Origin of the sequence: Nocardia sp. NBC_01388, from assembly GCF_045040085.1 — a bacterium.
GTDB lineage: Bacteria > Actinomycetota > Actinomycetes > Mycobacteriales > Mycobacteriaceae > Nocardia.
In genome coordinates, this window is record NZ_CP109553.1 from 4,605,556 (window position 1) to 4,620,365 (window position 14,810).

Sequence of the window (14,810 nt, forward strand, 5' to 3'; positions counted from 1 at the left end):
GCAGGGTGAAGCTGTCCCGCCGCACCGCCATATCCTGGCCTGGCTCGTCAGCGCCGTCTGGTTCGGCGCGGCCCATCTGCCCACCTACGACTGGAATTTCGCGCAGGCGTTCATTGTCATCGGCGGCGCCCGGCTGGTTCTCACCCTCTATATCCGCACCAAGAATCTCTGGGGCTCCTCGGGCGCGCACATCATCAATGATTGGGCCCTGTTCACCCAGGCGGTGCTGGTGAACAGGGCCTTGATCGCCTGAGAATCCGTCCCGGAGAGTGAAGCGGACGGGTCCGATCCGGGCCCGCTGCTGTTAGGCTCGCGCGGTAGAACACGTGTCAATTCTTTTGGGAGATTCCATGGCAGCGCAGCCCCGTGATGTGGTCGAACAGTATGTGAAGTTGGTGGCCACCGGGCCCACCGACGACATCGTCAAGCTGTATGCGGCGGATGCGGTCGTGGAGGATCCCATCGGCAGCGAGCCCCGGCGCGGGCACGAGGCCATTCGGGAGCTGTACGCGGCGCTCGAGCATGTGTCGGAGCGGCAGACCGAAATCCACACCCTGAAGGTCGCCGGAAAGCATGCGGCCGTATCGTTCACGCTCGTGACGAAGTTCGGCGATCAGCAGATGACGCTGTCGCCGATCGACATCATGGAATTCGACGACGAGGGCAAGATCGTCTCCATGCGCGCCTACTGGGGCCAGGACGATATGGCACTGACCAAGCAGCAGTAGCGTTTTTCGCCTATTGCCCCGTTCCGTTCGTCGAATTACGGTGACAGCACTTGACGATTCGACGGCGGGACGGGAGGGCCGGTGCGAATCTCTTTGCACGGCACGGGGGATGGCATCCGGGTGCGCATGCGCCTGGAGGTGAACCGGCGACGGTGGCTGGCGCTGCAGATCATGCTGGGCATACTGACGGCACAGGCCTTCATCGTCGGCGCCTGGGCGGTGTGCGCACCGCACTCCTGGTACACCAGCTTTCCGGGCTTCGGAATGCAGTGGATCAGCATGGACGGCCCCTACAACCATCATCTCGCCTCGGACGTGGGTGCGTTCTTCCTCGCGGTCGGGGCCTTCACCGCGGCCGCGCTGTATTTCATGGACAGTCTGCTGGCCCGGGTGGCCGGGCTGGGCTGGCTGGTCTTCGGCGTGCCGCACCTGATCTATCACACCTTCCACCACCCCGACGGCATGAGCGGAGTGAGCTACGGGCTCAGCATTGCCGCCGCCGTCGCCCTGCCCGCGCTCGGCCTGGCCTGCATACTGGTCGCCCCGCGTGAACGCCGCCCCGTGCCCGAGTTGGCGCCGTTCACCCTGAGATTCCCACGTCGCGGCGGGTCTTCCCGCACGCGGCCGCCGCGATGAATTTCGCTGCCGCGCACCGTCGTAACAGGTGTAGTGCGGGCACCGATTTTCCAGTAAAGGGATAAAGGTTCAACGGCGAACCAGGGGGATCAATGGCGATTCCCGGTCAGGGCGCGATCGAGAAATCGATTGTCACCGATCCACACAGGAGAACAGCTCTACCGGACAGCAGACCGATGGGTTGATCGTCCACACCCGACCGATGAGTTCGCGGTGCCTGCTCCGTCAGGACAGGTGAAGCGCTCGCCTCAGGCGGGCCGGCGACAGCGCAGGAGATCACTATGGAACTCTCGGTCACCCAGTTCGTAACCCTCGACGGCGTGTACCAGGCGCCGGGCGGGCCGCAGGAGGATCCCAGCGGCGGGTTCACCCACGGCGGCTGGTCGGCGCCCTACGGCGACGAGGCCTTCGGGGAATTCATGGTCTCGGTCTTCGATCGGGTCGATGCCTTCCTGCTCGGCCGGCGCACGTACGACATCTTCGCCTCGTACTGGCCGCTGCACGACGACCCGGCCGATCCCCTTGCGTCCAAGCTCAATTCGCTGCCCAAGTACGTGGCGACCAGCACCCTCGACCAGGCCGGCTGGTCGGGCACCGAACTGCTGCGGGGCGATCTCGCGAAAGAGGTCGCCGAACTCAAGGCACGCCCCGGACAGGAATTGCAGGTGCACGGCAGCGGCAATCTCGCGCAGTCACTGCTCGCCCTCGGCCTGGTGGACACCTTGAACGTGCTGACCTTCCCGGTCATCCTCGGCAGCGGCAAGCGCTTCTTCGCCGACGGCGCACAGCCGGCCGGTCTCACTCTCACCGAAACCCGCAGCACACCTGCCGGTGTCGTGATCAGCACCTACCGCAAGGCGGGCGCTCCGATATACGGCGACCTCACCACGGAGTGACACACGACATACCCGCCGGCGCGTCACGTCGGGTGGCGGTATCTCGTCCAAGGGGTGCAAGCACCCACGCGGATCGAAGGAGACCACCATGGGCGCCACCCGACTCCCCGTCGTCAGCCCGCAGCAGGCCGGACCGCTGACCCGAGTCATCTACCGGTACCTGAAGCGCCGCCTCGGCGAAGTCCCCGAGCCCTTCGCCGTTCTCGCGAATCATCCGGGGGTCTTCATGGCCTCGGCCGTGCACGAGGGTCTCGCCGAGAAGGCGTGCACGGTGCTGCCGGCGAATATCCGCGAGATCGCCGTCTACCGAACTGCCCGAACCGTCGGCTGTTCCTGGTGCGTGGACTTCGGCACCATGCTCATGCGATTGTCCGACCTGGATGTCGACAAGCTCCGCTATATCGACGACTACGAGTCCAACCCCGCCTACAGCGCCGATGAACGCGCTGCCATCGCCTATGCCGACGCCATGACCGCCACACCCCTCACCGTCACCGACGAACAGGTCGCCGATCTCGAACGGCGCTTCGGCGTCAAAGGCGTCACGGAGCTGACCTACCAGATCGCCCTGGAGAACTCCCGCGCCCGCGCATACCACGCCCTCGGCATCACCGATCAGGGCTTCAGCAGGGACTCGTGCCGCGTGCCCTGGGCACAGTAGACAATCCCCGCGACAAACGAAAACGGCCCCGCGAGAGAAACTCTCGCGGGGCCGGTCCGATGAAAACCGCTACGCCGACTTTTCGCGGCGCTCCGGGGACTGGCGCTTGCGCGGCACGATGGTCGGCAGCACATTGTCGTTCACGGTGGCCTCGTTGACGACAACCTTGGCGACATCGTCGCGGCTGGGGATGTCGTACATGACGGGGAGGAGGACCTCCTCCATGATGGCGCGCAGGCCACGAGCGCCGGTGCCACGCAGAATCGCCTGGTCCGCAATGGCTTCCAGCGCGTCCTGGGTGAATTCCAGGTCCACGCCGTCCATTTCGAACAGGCGCACGTACTGCTTGACCAGTGCGTTCTTCGGCTCGGCCAGAATGCGGACGAGGGATTCCTTGTCCAGGTTGGTAACCGACGCGACGATCGGGAGGCGGCCGATGAACTCGGGGATCAGACCGAACTTGATCAGATCCTCGGGCATGACATCCACGAAGTGATCGGCGGTGTCGATCTCCGACTTGGACCGGACCTCCGCGCCGAAACCGATGCCGCGCTTGCCGACTCGATCCTGGACGATCCGCTCCAGGCCCGCGAACGCACCGGCAACGATGAACAGCACGTTGGTGGTGTCGATCTGGATGAATTCCTGATGCGGGTGCTTGCGACCGCCCTGCGGCGGCACCGAAGCCTGGGTGCCTTCCAGAATCTTCAGCAGCGCCTGCTGCACGCCCTCACCGGAAACGTCACGGGTGATGGACGGGTTCTCCGACTTGCGGGCGATCTTGTCGACCTCGTCGATGTAGATGATGCCGGTCTCGGCGCGCTTCACATCGTAATCAGCGGCCTGGATCAGCTTCAGCAGGATGTTCTCGACATCCTCACCGACATATCCGGCTTCGGTGAGCGCGGTGGCGTCGGCAATCGCGAACGGCACGTTCAGCATCTTGGCGAGTGTCTGCGCCAGATAGGTCTTACCGCAGCCGGTCGGGCCGAGCATGAGAATGTTGGACTTCATCAGCTCGACGGCTTCGCCGCGTGAGTCGCGGCCCTTGTCGCCGGCCTGAATTCGCTTGTAGTGGTTGTACACCGCGACAGCCAGGGTTCTCTTTGCAGCGTCCTGCCCGATCACGTACTGCTCGAGGAAGTCGCGGATTTCCGCGGGCTTCGGCAGCTCGTCGAGTTTGACCTCGCTGCTTTCGGCGAGCTCCTCCTCGATGATCTCGTTGCACAGATCGATGCACTCGTCGCAGATGTACACCCCTGGTCCCGCAATGAGCTTTTTGACCTGCTTCTGACTCTTCCCGCAGAAAGAGCACTTGAGCAGATCGCCGCCATCACCGATGCGCGCCATCTCCTGGGTCCCTACTTCCTTGTCCGCGTGCAACCGTCTGTCCTGGCTGCCGGCGAAGTGCCACCTATAAAGCGTAGCCGTCTCCCCAAGATGAGGGGATACGGCGTTTCGGCTGAATCAAAAGCGGGCCGACAACCACGAGCCAAGGTCCCTAGAGTGACCGTACCTGTTTCTCGCGACCGAGGTCGACAACTTGAGCACGTTTCTCACCGGACATGTGCGTGGACTCACCCTTGCCCGGGTGGCGGGGTCGCACGCCCCCGCCACCCCCGCGCGTCACTTCTGGGCGCTGAGCTTGCGGTACGCGAAGACCGTGTCGACGATGCCGTAATCCTTGGCCTGCTCGGCGGTGAGGATCTTGTCGCGATCAGTGTCCTTGCGGATGGTCTCCGCGTCCTTGCCGGTGTGCAGCGCCAGCGTGGCCTCCATGAGCCGGCGCATGCGCTCGATCTCCGCGGCCTGGATCTCCAGGTCGGACACCTGACCCTGGATACCGCCCGAGGTGGACGGCTGGTGGATCAGAATCCGGGCGTTCGGCAGTGCGGCGCGCTTACCGGGGGCGCCGGCGGCGAGCAGCACGGCGGCCGCGGAGGCGGCCTGGCCGAGGCACACCGTGACGACGTCGGCGCGGACGTACTGCATGGTGTCGTAGATGGCCATCAGCGCGGTGAACGAACCACCGGGCGAGTTGATGTACATGGTGATGTCACGGTCGGGGTCCTGCGACTCCAGCACCAGCAACTGCGCCATGATGTCGTTCGCCGAGGTGTCGTCGACCTGGGCGCCGAGGAAGATGATGCGCTCCTCGAACAGCTTGTTGTACGGGTCGGACGTCTTGACGCCGTAGGTGGTCTGCTCGGTGAACTGGGGCAGGATGTAGCGCGACTGCGGCAGCTGAGCACCGGCAGCGGCGAAGGTAATGCCCGCATCACGCGGATCGAATGACATATGCGTCTCCAAAGTCTGTGTGGTGGGCGGTGATCTAGCTGGCGCCGTTGGCCTGGCGCGCGTGCGTGACCACCTGGTCGATGAAGCCGTATTCGAGGGCTTCCGTCGGCGTGAACCAGCGGTCGCGGTCGGCGTCCTCGGTGACCTGCTCCACGGACTTGCCGGTGTGCAGCGCCTGCAGCTGATTGAGCTCCCGCTTGGTGTACGAGAACTGCTCGGCCTGGATGGCGATATCGGAGGCCGAACCACCGATACCGGCGGACGGCTGATGCATCATGATGCGCGAATGCGGCAGCGCGAAACGCTTGCCCTTCGCACCCGCGGCGAGCAGGAACTGACCCATGGACGCGGCCAAACCCATACCGACGGTGCGGATATCGCATTCGGCGAACTGCATGGTGTCGTAGATGGCCATACCCGCGGTGACCGAACCACCGGGCGAGTTGATGTAGAGCGAAATATCCCGCTCCGGATCCTCGGCCGACAGCAGCAGGATCTGCGCGCACAACTTGTTGGCGATGTCGTCATCGACCTGGCTGCCCAGGAAGATGATTCGCTCGCGCAGCAGGCGCTCGTAGACCGAATCACTGAGGTTCAGACCAGCAGTCGCGGATGTCATCTGCACCCCTGCCTGATTATTTGTCACGGATACCTGCCCTCTCTCACCGGCTCGGTCCCACCAAGCCCTACTGATCACTTAGAAGGTCCAGCACTCAAGTTGCAGCGCCGACACAAACCCTAACGAAGCAGGGCGGTACCGAACTCCCGGTACCGCCCTGCTTCGCTCACAGCGCAAAACTTACGTGGGCGCTGACGCGGCCCGCCCCTCGGGGGGACTCTCGGGGTTCACACCCTCGAATTCCCAGCTAGCGCGGGCCTTTCGATCGAATTACTTGGCCTCGGCCTCGACGGCTTCGGTCGCGTCGGCGACCTCGGCCAGCTCCTCGGCGGAAACTTCCTCGGCCTCTTCGGCAGGGTTGCCGAACATTTCCGCGGTGTCCACGGCATTGCCGTCGGTGTCGGTGACGGTCGCGGCGACGACCACACCGGCGAGGGCCTTACCGCGGCGCACATCGGCGAACACGGCGCCCAGCTGACCGGCCTGCTGGATCTGCTGGATGAACTGATCGGGCGACATGCCGTAGCGCTGCGCCTGGAAGATGATCCGCTCGTACAGCTCGTCCTGGCCGACCTGGGTGTTCTCCGCGTCGGCGACGGCATCCAGGAGCAGCTGGGTCTTGACCGACTTCTCGGCCGACTCCTTGGTGTCCTTGTCGAACTCCTCGCGGGAGGAGCCCTCGGCCTCGAGCGCCTCGGCCAGCTTGGCCTCGTCGTGGTCGAAACCGTGCACGGCGTCGTGGACCACGGCGTCGATCTCGGCCTGGACGACCTTCTCCGGCAGCGGGATCTCGACGGTCTCCAGCAGTGTCTCGAGGACCTTGTCGCGGATGGCGCCGGCCTGCTCGACCTTCTTGACGCGCTCGACGCGGGTCTTCAGATCGGCCTTCAGCTCGTCGATGGTGTCGAATTCGCTTGCCAGCTGGGCGAACTCGTCGTCGGCCTCGGGCAGCTCGCGCTCCTTGACCGACTGCACAGTGACGGTGATGACCGCATCCTGGCCCGCGTGCTCACCGGCGACGAGCTTCGAGGTGAAGTCCTTCGCCTCGGTGGCCTTGAGGCCGATCAGGGTCTCGTCGAGGCCCTCGATGAGCTGGCCGGAACCGACCTCGTGCGACAGACCGGTGGTGGAGGCCTCTTCGACCTCGACGCCGTCGACGGTGGCCGACAGGTCGATGGAGACGAAGTCGCCGTCCTGGATCTCGCGCTCGACGGCATTGAGGGTGCCGAAGCGCTGGCGCAGCGAGCTGAGCTGCTCCTCGATGTCCTCGTCCTTGATCTCGATCGGATCGACGGTGACGGCGATGGTCGAGAAATCGGGGAGGGTGATCTCCGGGCGGACATCCACCTCGGCGGTGAAGGTGAGCTCGTCGCCGTCTTCGATCTTGGTGATCTCGATCTCGGGCTGGCCGATGACCTTGACCTCGGTGGCGATCACCGCATCGCTGTAGCGCTTGGGGAGCACGTCGTTGACGACCTGCTCCAGGACCGCGCCACGGCCGACGCGCGCTTCGATGAGCTTGGCAGGGGCCTTACCCGGACGGAAGCCGGGGATCTTGATCTGCCCTGCGAGCGCCTTGTATGCCTTGTCGAAGTCCGGCTTCAGCTCCTCGAAGGGCACCTCGACGTTGATCCGGACCCGGGTCGGGCTCAGCTGCTCGACGGTGCTCTTCACGGACATGCTCCTTGCATTCGTATTAGTGGTCTGATGTTCGGTCCCCCCGATCGCATCCCGACCAGGTTAGTTGACCGGTGCCGAAGGCGGGTAACCGGTCAGGGCAGACGCCGCCCGGCGACTGGTCCGAAGCCCAGTCGCCCTGGTACAGCGCTCGCGCCCTAGCTAACCGACCTTGACCGCATCGGTGACGAACACCAGCGTCTCGTTCGGCTTGATGCCGTGGCCGCCCGCGCCGTAGCCGAGGTTCGGCGGCACGATGAGCAGTCGGCGGGCGCCCTGCTGGACGCCGATCAGGCCCTGATCCCAGCCCTTGATGACCTCGCCGGCGCCCAGGTTGAGCGGGAAGGTCTCACCGCGATCGAAGGAGCTGTCCAGCTTCTTCTTGTCCGACCAGGTGATCAGGGTGTAGTTCATGGTCAGCTGCTGCCCGGCCTGCGCGCCCGGACCGCTGCCCGCGACCAGATCCTTGACGATCAGCGTCTTGGGCGGATCGCAGTCGGTCGGAATGGTGATCTTGGGTGCGGTGCCGAACCCACCGTCGACCTTGACGTCGTCGGCGGTGCACTCGCGACCGGTGCTCAGCGCCGCGGTCGTGGCCTGCGCGGCGGAACTCGCGGCGGTGGTCGTCGAATCCGCCTTGGTGTCGCTACTGCTTCCGCAGCCCGCCATCAACAGCACCGCCGCCGCAACCGCGCCGATCGATCCGACCTTGCCCAACAACCGCATTCCCGCTCCTCACCGAGTCTCGGACGGCCGCAAAGACTTGCGGCACCGGGCCGAAACTACACGGTCGGTACTGTTTCACCGCGTCGAGGGCACGGACCGGCCGGTGATCGTGCCGCCGGTCGGAACAGTGCGAGCACGACGCTGAAGCCGTGCGAACGAGACGCTAATTGGTTTGCCGGGGTGGTGAGCATGCGGGAGCATCCGAAGATGCTGTTGACGATTTCTTGTACGCGACCCGAGGGCGCCGCGTGGCCGGCCTCCGATCTGGGCTTTCTGCTGCACAAGAATCCCTCGCGCATACAGACTTTCGAGCAGTCGTACGGTGTCGCGCATGTGCTGTACCCGGAGGCTGCCGAGGAGCGGTGCACGGCGGCGCTGCTGCTGGAGATCGATCCGGTGCGGCTGGTGCGGGGAAAGTCCAAGGGCGCACCGGAATTCAGTCTCGCGCAGTATGTGAACGATCGGCCCTATGCGGCGTCCTCGCTGGTATCGGTGGCCATCTCGACCGTTTTCGGTTCGGCCCTGCACGGGCGGTGCGCGCAACGGCCGGAGCTGGCCGAGACCGCGCTGCCACTGCGGATCGAGTTGCCCGCGGTGCCGTGCCGGGGTGGCGCGGCGGAGGCCGAGCGCGTGTTCGCACCGCTGGGCTGGACGGTGAATGCCACTCCCCTGCCGTTGGATCCGGCGTTCCCGGAATGGGGCGACTCGCACTATCTGCGGCTCGAACTCAGCGGCACGCAGCGGCTGGCCGACGCGCTGGCCCACCTCTATGTGCTGCTCCCGGTTCTCGACGGCAGCAAGCACTATTTCCTCGATACCGCCGAGATCGACAAACTGCTGCGCTTCGGCGCGGGCTGGCTGGCAGCGCATCCCGAGCGCACCTGGATCACCCGGCGATACCTGGCCCGGCGGCATTCCCTCGTACACGCCGCACTCGCCCGCCTCGCCGAACTCGACGACCGCGAGCCGGAGGAGCTCGGCGCGGTCGAGGAGAACAGCGATGACCTCGCCGCCGAGCTGGCCTCGGCCACTGCGGGATTCGCACTCGGTGATCCTTCGCCCGATGCGAGCGAGGGAGAGGCCGGAGCTGCTGGCCCCGTCATCTCGGCGGACTCTCGTCAGGAATTCACCGTAATCGGCGGGGGCACTGCTCGTGTCGATCCCGGCCGCAAGCGCGCCGGGATGGCGGGCGATGTGGTCGGGTCCGTGGCAGGCGTGAGTGATGTCAGTCGGGAACCTGCAGACGATCGGGTGCCGTCACTGGCGGTGCTGCGGCGGGCCGCGGTGATCGGGGCGCTGCGTGCGGCCGGGGCGAGCCGGGTGCTGGATCTCGGGTGCGGGGAGGGGGCATTGTTGCGGGAGTTGTTGGCGGACAGCAGTTTCGGTGAGATCGTGGGGGTGGATGTGTCGATTCGGGCACTACGGATTGCGCAGCGGCGGATGCGGCGGATGCCGGAGCGGCAGGCGCAGCGGGTGAGTTTGCGGCAGGGGGCGCTGACGTATGCGGATGCGTCGCTGCGGGGGTATGACGCCGCGGTGCTCATGGAGGTGATCGAGCATGTGGATCCGCCTCGGCTGGGGGCGCTGGAGCACACGGTGTTCGGGGTGGCGGCGCCGCGGGCGGTGATCGTGACCACGCCGAACAGTGAGTACAACGCGCTGTACGAAACCTTGACAGCCGGCACGTTCCGGCATTCGGATCACCGATTCGAATGGAGCCGTGCGGAATTCGCGCAGTGGGCCGGACGGGTCTGCGAAACGTACGGCTACGGTGTGCGATTCGAGCCGGTCGGTCCCGAGGATTCGGAATTGGGCGCCTCCACTCAGCTGGCCGTATTCACCAGGACGACCGAGGAAATGGGGGCCGCGTAATGGCGGAGCTGGCTGTCCCGGCGCTGTCGCTGGTCGTCTTGATCGGCAGCACCGGTTCCGGGAAATCGACGTTCGCGCACAAGCACTTTCCGCCGACGGCAGTCCTGTCCTCGGATGCCTATCGCGGCATTGTCAGCGATGACGAGTCCGATCAGTCGGCCACGGCCGATGCCTTCGCACTGCTGCACCATGTGGTGGGAGTGCGGCTGCGGCGTGGGCTGCGCACGGTGGTCGACGCCACCAATGTGCAGCCGAAAGCACGGCAGCAGCTGATCGAATTGGCGCGGGCGCACGATGTGCTGCCGGTGGCCATCGTGCTGGATGTGCCGGACCAGATCTGCGTGGAACGCAATGCGGGGCGGCCGGATCGGGCGGATCTTGGTCCGCACGTGGCGGCCCGGCACAGCCGGGACCTGCGGCGCAGCCTGAAATTCCTGGAGCGCGAAGGCTTCCGGAAGGTGCACGTGCTGCGCGGGGTCGCCGAAATCGAGGCGGCCACCGTCGCCGATGAGCGACTGTGGAACGACAAGCGCGAGCTCACCGGCCCGTTCGATGTGATCGGCGATGTGCATGGCTGCCGGAGCGAATTGGAGACGCTGCTGGGCGAACTCGGCTACGTCCTGAGCCGCGACGCCGCCGGCCGGGCCGCCGGTGCGAGCCACCCGGCGGGGCGAACCGCCGTATTCGTCGGCGACCTGGTCGATCGCGGCCCGGACACACCGGGTGTGCTGCGCCTCGTCATGGGCATGGTCGGCTCCGGAAATGCCCTGTGCGTCACCGGAAACCACGAGTTCAAGCTGGTGCGCGCACTCGACGGCCGCAAGGTGAAGGTCGCGCACGGCCTCGCCGAATCGCTGGCGCAGCTGGAGGCCGAGAGCGAGGAGTTTCGCAAGACCGCACAGGAGTTCATGCGCGGACTCGTCAGCCACTATGTGCTGGACGGCGGCAGACTGGTCGTCGCGCACGCCGGTCTGAAGCAGGAGTATCACGGCCGTAGTTCCGGCCGGGTGCGCGAGTTCGCCATGTACGGCGAATCCACCGGGGAGACAGACGAATACGGTCTGCCGGTGCGCTACCCGTGGGCCAATGACTACCGCGGTCAGGCGCTGGTCCTGTACGGGCACACGCCCATGTCCAATCTGGTGTGGGTGAACAACACCCTCTGCCTGGATACCGGTGTGGTCTTCGGCGGGCAGCTCACCGCGCTGCGCTATCCGGAGCGCGAGCCGGTCGCCGTTGCGGCGGAACAGGTCTGGTACGAACCGACCCGCCCGCTGCAGCCCGCCACCCTGGTGCCCGGCACCGGTGTGGTGCACCGCGATCCGGGCGTGCTGGACCTGGACGATGTGATCGGCCGCCGCGTGGTGGAGACCCGTCACCTCGGCCGGGTCGGCGTGCAGGAGGACGCGGCCGCCGCCGCGCTGGAGGTGATGAGCCGCTTTGCCGTCGACCCGCGCTGGCTGGTCTATCTGCCGCCCACCATGTCGCCCTGTGCCACTTCGACTGTGGAGGGGCTGCTGGAGCACCCCGCACAGGCCTTCGAGTACTACCGCTCCGAAGGCGTCGAGACCGTGGTGTGCGAGGAGAAGCACATGGGGTCACGCGCCGTTGTGGTGGTGGCGCGCTCGGCGGACGCCGCACGCGCTCGCTTCGGCGTGGACGACGGCAGTACCGGAGCGGTGTACACCCGTACCGGCCGTCCGTTCTTCGACGACACCGCTCAGACCGAAGCGCTGCTCGAGGGCGTGCGCATCGCGGCCGAAAAGACCGGGCTGTTCGAGGAACTCGATACCGAGTGGCTGGCGCTCGATACCGAATTGCTGCCGTGGTCGGCCAAGGCACTGGGCCTGCTGCGCAATCAGTACGCGGCGGTCGGGGCGGCAGCGCGCGCTTCCCTGGGCACGGCCGCACAGATACTGGCGGCCGTGCGGGAAAGAGGTTTGGACGTAGCCGATCTGGCCGAGCGCACCCTGGCGCGCGAGGCGGACGCGGAGGCGTTCACCACCGCGTACGGCCGCTACTGCTGGCCGGTCGACGGACTGGCCGGCGTCCGCCTGGCGCCGTTCCAGATCCTCGCCGGTCAGGGCGCGAACTATGCGGTGCGCGAACACAACTGGCACCTGGAGCGCCTCGACCGGCTGGTCGCCGCCGATCCCGGCCTGTTCACGCCGACCCGGCGGATGTTCGTCGAACTCACCGACGCCCAGGGTGAAGCCGCGGCGACAACGTGGTGGAGCGAGCTCACCGCGGCGGGCGGCGAGGGCATGGTGGTCAAGCCGGTCGGCTCACTGGTCACCGGAACCGGCACCCGCAGTGGCCGTCCGGTGCAGCCGGGCGTGAAATGCCGTGGTCCGGAATACCTCCGGATCATCTATGGACCGGAGTATCTGCGCCCGGAGAACCTGCGCCGCCTGCGGCAGCGCGGGCTGAGCGGGAAACGCTCACTGGCACTGCGAGAATACGCGCTGGGCCTGGAGTCGCTGGATCGTCTCGCGGCCGGGGAACCGCTGTGGCGCGTGCACGAGGCGGTGTTCGCGGTGCTGGCCCTGGAGACCGAGCCGATCGACCCACGGCTGTAAAGCTCCACGGCCGCAACGCCGAAAGCGTCGGTGCGGGCCGGAACATCCGGCTCCGGCCCGCACCGCCCCTCACTACCCGGCCACGCGCGGAACGGTCAGGTCGTACAGGATGACCCCGTCCACAGTGGTGGCCGTGTAGTGATCCTTTACCCAGCCGGTGATCTTCGAACCCTCCGAGACCTGCCGCTGCGGCGGACCGTGCCGCTCCTCCGTCGCGATGTAGTAGTGGATCCGGCTCTCGGCGACGTCCTGCTGGAATTTCTCCAGCGTCGGCGCGGGATCGCCACCGCTGAATCCGCCCACCGCCATGACCGGGAAGTCCGCGGCCAGTTGATAGGTGGCCGCATCGCTGGAGCCGATGGTGGCGGCGACCCAGGTGTAGGCGTTGCCATTGCTCTCCAGCAGCGCCAGCACCTTATCGGTGGGTGCAGTGGTGAACGGGAACCCCCTGGCAGGCTCCTTGTCCGCCGCCGCATCCGCATCCGGTTCGGCGCCGCCACCCATATTCCCGAAGTTCGGGAAGACCGGATCGGGATGCGGACCGCCCCGCACGATCCCGCCGGTGTGCGGCAGGCGCAGGGTTTCCACCGCATACGCGGCCGGGGCCGCCAGTCCGGCGAACAGTGCGGCCGACAGGGTCACGATCGTCAGCGTGCGGCCGGTCCGGACGAGCAGTCCGAGCACGGCCACCACTGCGACACCGACGATCACCCAGCGCAGCCGGGGCACGAAATCCGTGGTGCGCGAAAGCAATACCCAGGCCGTCAGCGCGGTGAGCGCCATGCTCACCGCCAGTGCGCCGCGCACCCAGCCCCGGCGCCGTTCCTGCCACAGCAGCACGCCCCCGATGCCAACCACACCGGCGAGCGCCGGAGCCAATGCCACCGTGTAGTACTCGTGGAAGATTCCGCTCATGAGGCTGAAGACCAGCCCTGTCACCAGCCCCCAGCCACCGAACAAGAGCAGCGCGGCCCGCTGCCGATCGGTTCGAGGAGCCTTGCCGCACAGTACGATCGACGCGACCAGCAGCACCAGTACGGCCGGGATGAGCCACGCGATCTGACCGCCCACCGTCTCGTTGAACAGTCGCTGCAGACCGGCCTGACCGCCGAACGGGTTGAAATTGCCGTGCGGCCGGTCCGGCATATCCCCGCCGAAACCCCCCGAACCCCGATCGGCGCTGAGCCGGTCCAGGCCGTTGTATCCGAGGGTCAGCTCGATAATCGAATTGTGCTGGGAACCACCGAAATACGGCCGATCATCGGCGGGCCAGAGCTGAGCGACCAGCACCCACCAGCCGGCTCCGGCGACCATGGCCGCACCGGCCGCCAGCAGCTGCACGATGCGCGTGCCCAGCTTCGGCGGCCCGGCGAACAGATAGGTCGCCGCGAGCGCGGGCAGCACCAGCATCACCTGCAATTGCTTTGCCAGGAAACCGAATCCGACCAGCAGCCCGCACAGCAGCAGCCAGCGCCAGCGGCCGTCCTCGACCGCGCGCAGCATGGCCCACACCGCCGCGATCATCAGGAAGACCAGGAAAGCGTCCGGATTGTTGTACCGGAACATCAGTGCCGCAACGGGAGTCAGCGCCAGCACCAGTCCGGCCAGCAGTCCCGCCGGCGCACCGAAGTACCGCCGCACGATCACCCACAGCAGCCCCACCGAGGCCACGCCGAGCAGGACCTGCGGCAGCAGCATGCTGAAGCTGCTGAAACCCAGCAGGCGGGCCGAGAGCTCCATCGGCCAGAAGGATGCGGGCGTCTTGTCGACGGTGATGGCATTGGCCCAGTCCGAGGAGCCGAAGAAGAACGCCTTCCACGATCTGGTCCCGGACTGCACGGCGGCGGCGTAGAACGAATTGGCCCAGCCGCTGGCGGTCAGCCTCCACAGGTACGCGGCGGCGGTGCCGACCAGCAGCACCGCGAGCCCCGCGTACTCACCGCGGGTCGCCCGCCCCGCGATCGGCCGTGGATCGCCGGGTCGCGCATCCGGCGACGTCATCGCTGTATCGATCATGCAGGCCAACCTCCAAGACGGCACCACACTCGGCGCTGCGATTGCACTGGGAGATAGCTGTGAGCGGGGTTCCGCACCGGGAAGCCGGCACTCGAACCGCGG

The 14,810-nt window shown here is 66.5% G+C and carries 13 protein-coding genes; 7 read left to right on the forward strand and 6 right to left on the reverse strand.

Annotated features, from left to right (window positions below):
• Positions 1-76 precede the first annotated feature (76 nt).
• From OG716_RS22655 to OG716_RS22675, 5 genes are all read left to right on the forward strand, one after another.
• Positions 77-253: a hypothetical protein gene (locus OG716_RS22655; RefSeq protein WP_405139841.1), complete on the forward strand. Its 177-nt coding sequence runs from the start codon at positions 77-79 to the stop codon at positions 251-253.
• A 97-nt stretch (positions 254-350) separates the two neighbouring features.
• Positions 351-728 carry a nuclear transport factor 2 family protein gene (locus tag OG716_RS22660; protein ID WP_355123267.1) on the forward strand — a complete coding sequence of 126 codons (378 nt, stop codon included), beginning with the start codon at positions 351-353 and terminating at the stop codon, positions 726-728.
• Between the two features lie 81 nt (positions 729-809).
• Positions 810-1,364 (forward strand): hypothetical protein, encoded by a 555-nt coding sequence (locus OG716_RS22665; RefSeq protein ID WP_405132784.1) that lies wholly within the window; start codon positions 810-812, stop codon positions 1,362-1,364.
• A gap of 281 nt (positions 1,365-1,645) precedes the next feature.
• Positions 1,646-2,260, forward strand: coding sequence for a dihydrofolate reductase family protein (locus OG716_RS22670; protein WP_405132785.1), 615 nt, complete (start codon positions 1,646-1,648; stop codon positions 2,258-2,260).
• A gap of 88 nt (positions 2,261-2,348) precedes the next feature.
• Positions 2,349-2,921 (forward strand): carboxymuconolactone decarboxylase family protein, encoded by a 573-nt coding sequence (locus OG716_RS22675; protein ID WP_405132786.1) that lies wholly within the window; start codon positions 2,349-2,351, stop codon positions 2,919-2,921.
• 69 nt (positions 2,922-2,990) lie between these two features.
• Here OG716_RS22675 and clpX read toward each other — a convergent pair whose 3' ends face one another.
• The 5 genes from clpX to OG716_RS22700 form a co-directional block, all read right to left on the reverse strand.
• Positions 2,991-4,271 (reverse strand): ATP-dependent Clp protease ATP-binding subunit ClpX, encoded by a 1,281-nt coding sequence (clpX, locus tag OG716_RS22680; protein WP_355123260.1) that lies wholly within the window; start codon positions 4,269-4,271, stop codon positions 2,991-2,993.
• A 276-nt stretch (positions 4,272-4,547) separates the two neighbouring features.
• On the reverse strand, positions 4,548-5,219 hold the full coding sequence (locus OG716_RS22685) for an ATP-dependent Clp protease proteolytic subunit (protein WP_327144449.1): 672 nt from the start codon (positions 5,217-5,219) through the stop codon (positions 4,548-4,550).
• Positions 5,220-5,253: 34 nt separating this feature from the next.
• Positions 5,254-5,838, reverse strand: a complete 585-nt coding sequence (locus tag OG716_RS22690; protein ID WP_297617686.1) for an ATP-dependent Clp protease proteolytic subunit — start codon at positions 5,836-5,838, stop codon at positions 5,254-5,256.
• 270 nt (positions 5,839-6,108) lie between these two features.
• Complete coding sequence (tig, locus tag OG716_RS22695) at positions 6,109-7,512, reverse strand: trigger factor (protein ID WP_405132787.1); 1,404 nt, start codon at positions 7,510-7,512, stop codon at positions 6,109-6,111.
• A gap of 165 nt (positions 7,513-7,677) precedes the next feature.
• Positions 7,678-8,241 carry an FKBP-type peptidyl-prolyl cis-trans isomerase gene (locus OG716_RS22700; protein WP_405132788.1) on the reverse strand — a complete coding sequence of 188 codons (564 nt, stop codon included), beginning with the start codon at positions 8,239-8,241 and terminating at the stop codon, positions 7,678-7,680.
• Between the two features lie 207 nt (positions 8,242-8,448).
• Here OG716_RS22700 and OG716_RS22705 point away from each other — a divergent pair, with 207 nt between their 5' ends.
• Together OG716_RS22705 and OG716_RS22710 are read left to right on the forward strand one after the other, a co-directional pair.
• On the forward strand, positions 8,449-10,113 hold the full coding sequence (locus OG716_RS22705) for a 3' terminal RNA ribose 2'-O-methyltransferase Hen1 (RefSeq protein ID WP_405132789.1): 1,665 nt from the start codon (positions 8,449-8,451) through the stop codon (positions 10,111-10,113).
• Positions 10,113-12,692: a polynucleotide kinase-phosphatase gene (locus OG716_RS22710; RefSeq protein WP_405132790.1), complete on the forward strand. Its 2,580-nt coding sequence runs from the start codon at positions 10,113-10,115 to the stop codon at positions 12,690-12,692. Before OG716_RS22705 ends, OG716_RS22710 begins: the two co-directional genes overlap by 1 nt.
• A gap of 72 nt (positions 12,693-12,764) precedes the next feature.
• Here OG716_RS22710 and OG716_RS22715 read toward each other — a convergent pair whose 3' ends face one another.
• Positions 12,765-14,708 (reverse strand): glycosyltransferase family 39 protein, encoded by a 1,944-nt coding sequence (locus OG716_RS22715; RefSeq protein WP_405132791.1) that lies wholly within the window; start codon positions 14,706-14,708, stop codon positions 12,765-12,767.
• Positions 14,709-14,810 lie beyond the last annotated feature (102 nt).

Bases quoted from the DNA above. Each gene is read 5' to 3' on its own strand.
- OG716_RS22660 (WP_355123267.1), top strand. From the start codon at position 351: ATGGCAGCGCAGCCCCGTGATGTGGTCGAACAGTATGTGAAGTTGGTG.
- OG716_RS22670 (WP_405132785.1), top strand. From the start codon at position 1,646: ATGGAACTCTCGGTCACCCAGTTCGTAACCCTCGACGGCGTGTACCAG.
- OG716_RS22675 (WP_405132786.1), top strand. From the start codon at position 2,349: ATGGGCGCCACCCGACTCCCCGTCGTCAGCCCGCAGCAGGCCGGACCG.
- clpX (WP_355123260.1), bottom strand. From the start codon at position 4,271: ATGGCGCGCATCGGTGATGGCGGCGATCTGCTCAAGTGCTCTTTCTGC.
- OG716_RS22685 (WP_327144449.1), bottom strand. From the start codon at position 5,219: ATGTCATTCGATCCGCGTGATGCGGGCATTACCTTCGCCGCTGCCGGT.
- OG716_RS22690 (WP_297617686.1), bottom strand. From the start codon at position 5,838: ATGACATCCGCGACTGCTGGTCTGAACCTCAGTGATTCGGTCTACGAG.
- OG716_RS22700 (WP_405132788.1), bottom strand. From the start codon at position 8,241: ATGCGGTTGTTGGGCAAGGTCGGATCGATCGGCGCGGTTGCGGCGGCG.
- OG716_RS22705 (WP_405132789.1), top strand. From the start codon at position 8,449: ATGCTGTTGACGATTTCTTGTACGCGACCCGAGGGCGCCGCGTGGCCG.
- OG716_RS22710 (WP_405132790.1), top strand. From the start codon at position 10,113: ATGGCGGAGCTGGCTGTCCCGGCGCTGTCGCTGGTCGTCTTGATCGGC.
- OG716_RS22715 (WP_405132791.1), bottom strand. From the start codon at position 14,708: ATGATCGATACAGCGATGACGTCGCCGGATGCGCGACCCGGCGATCCA.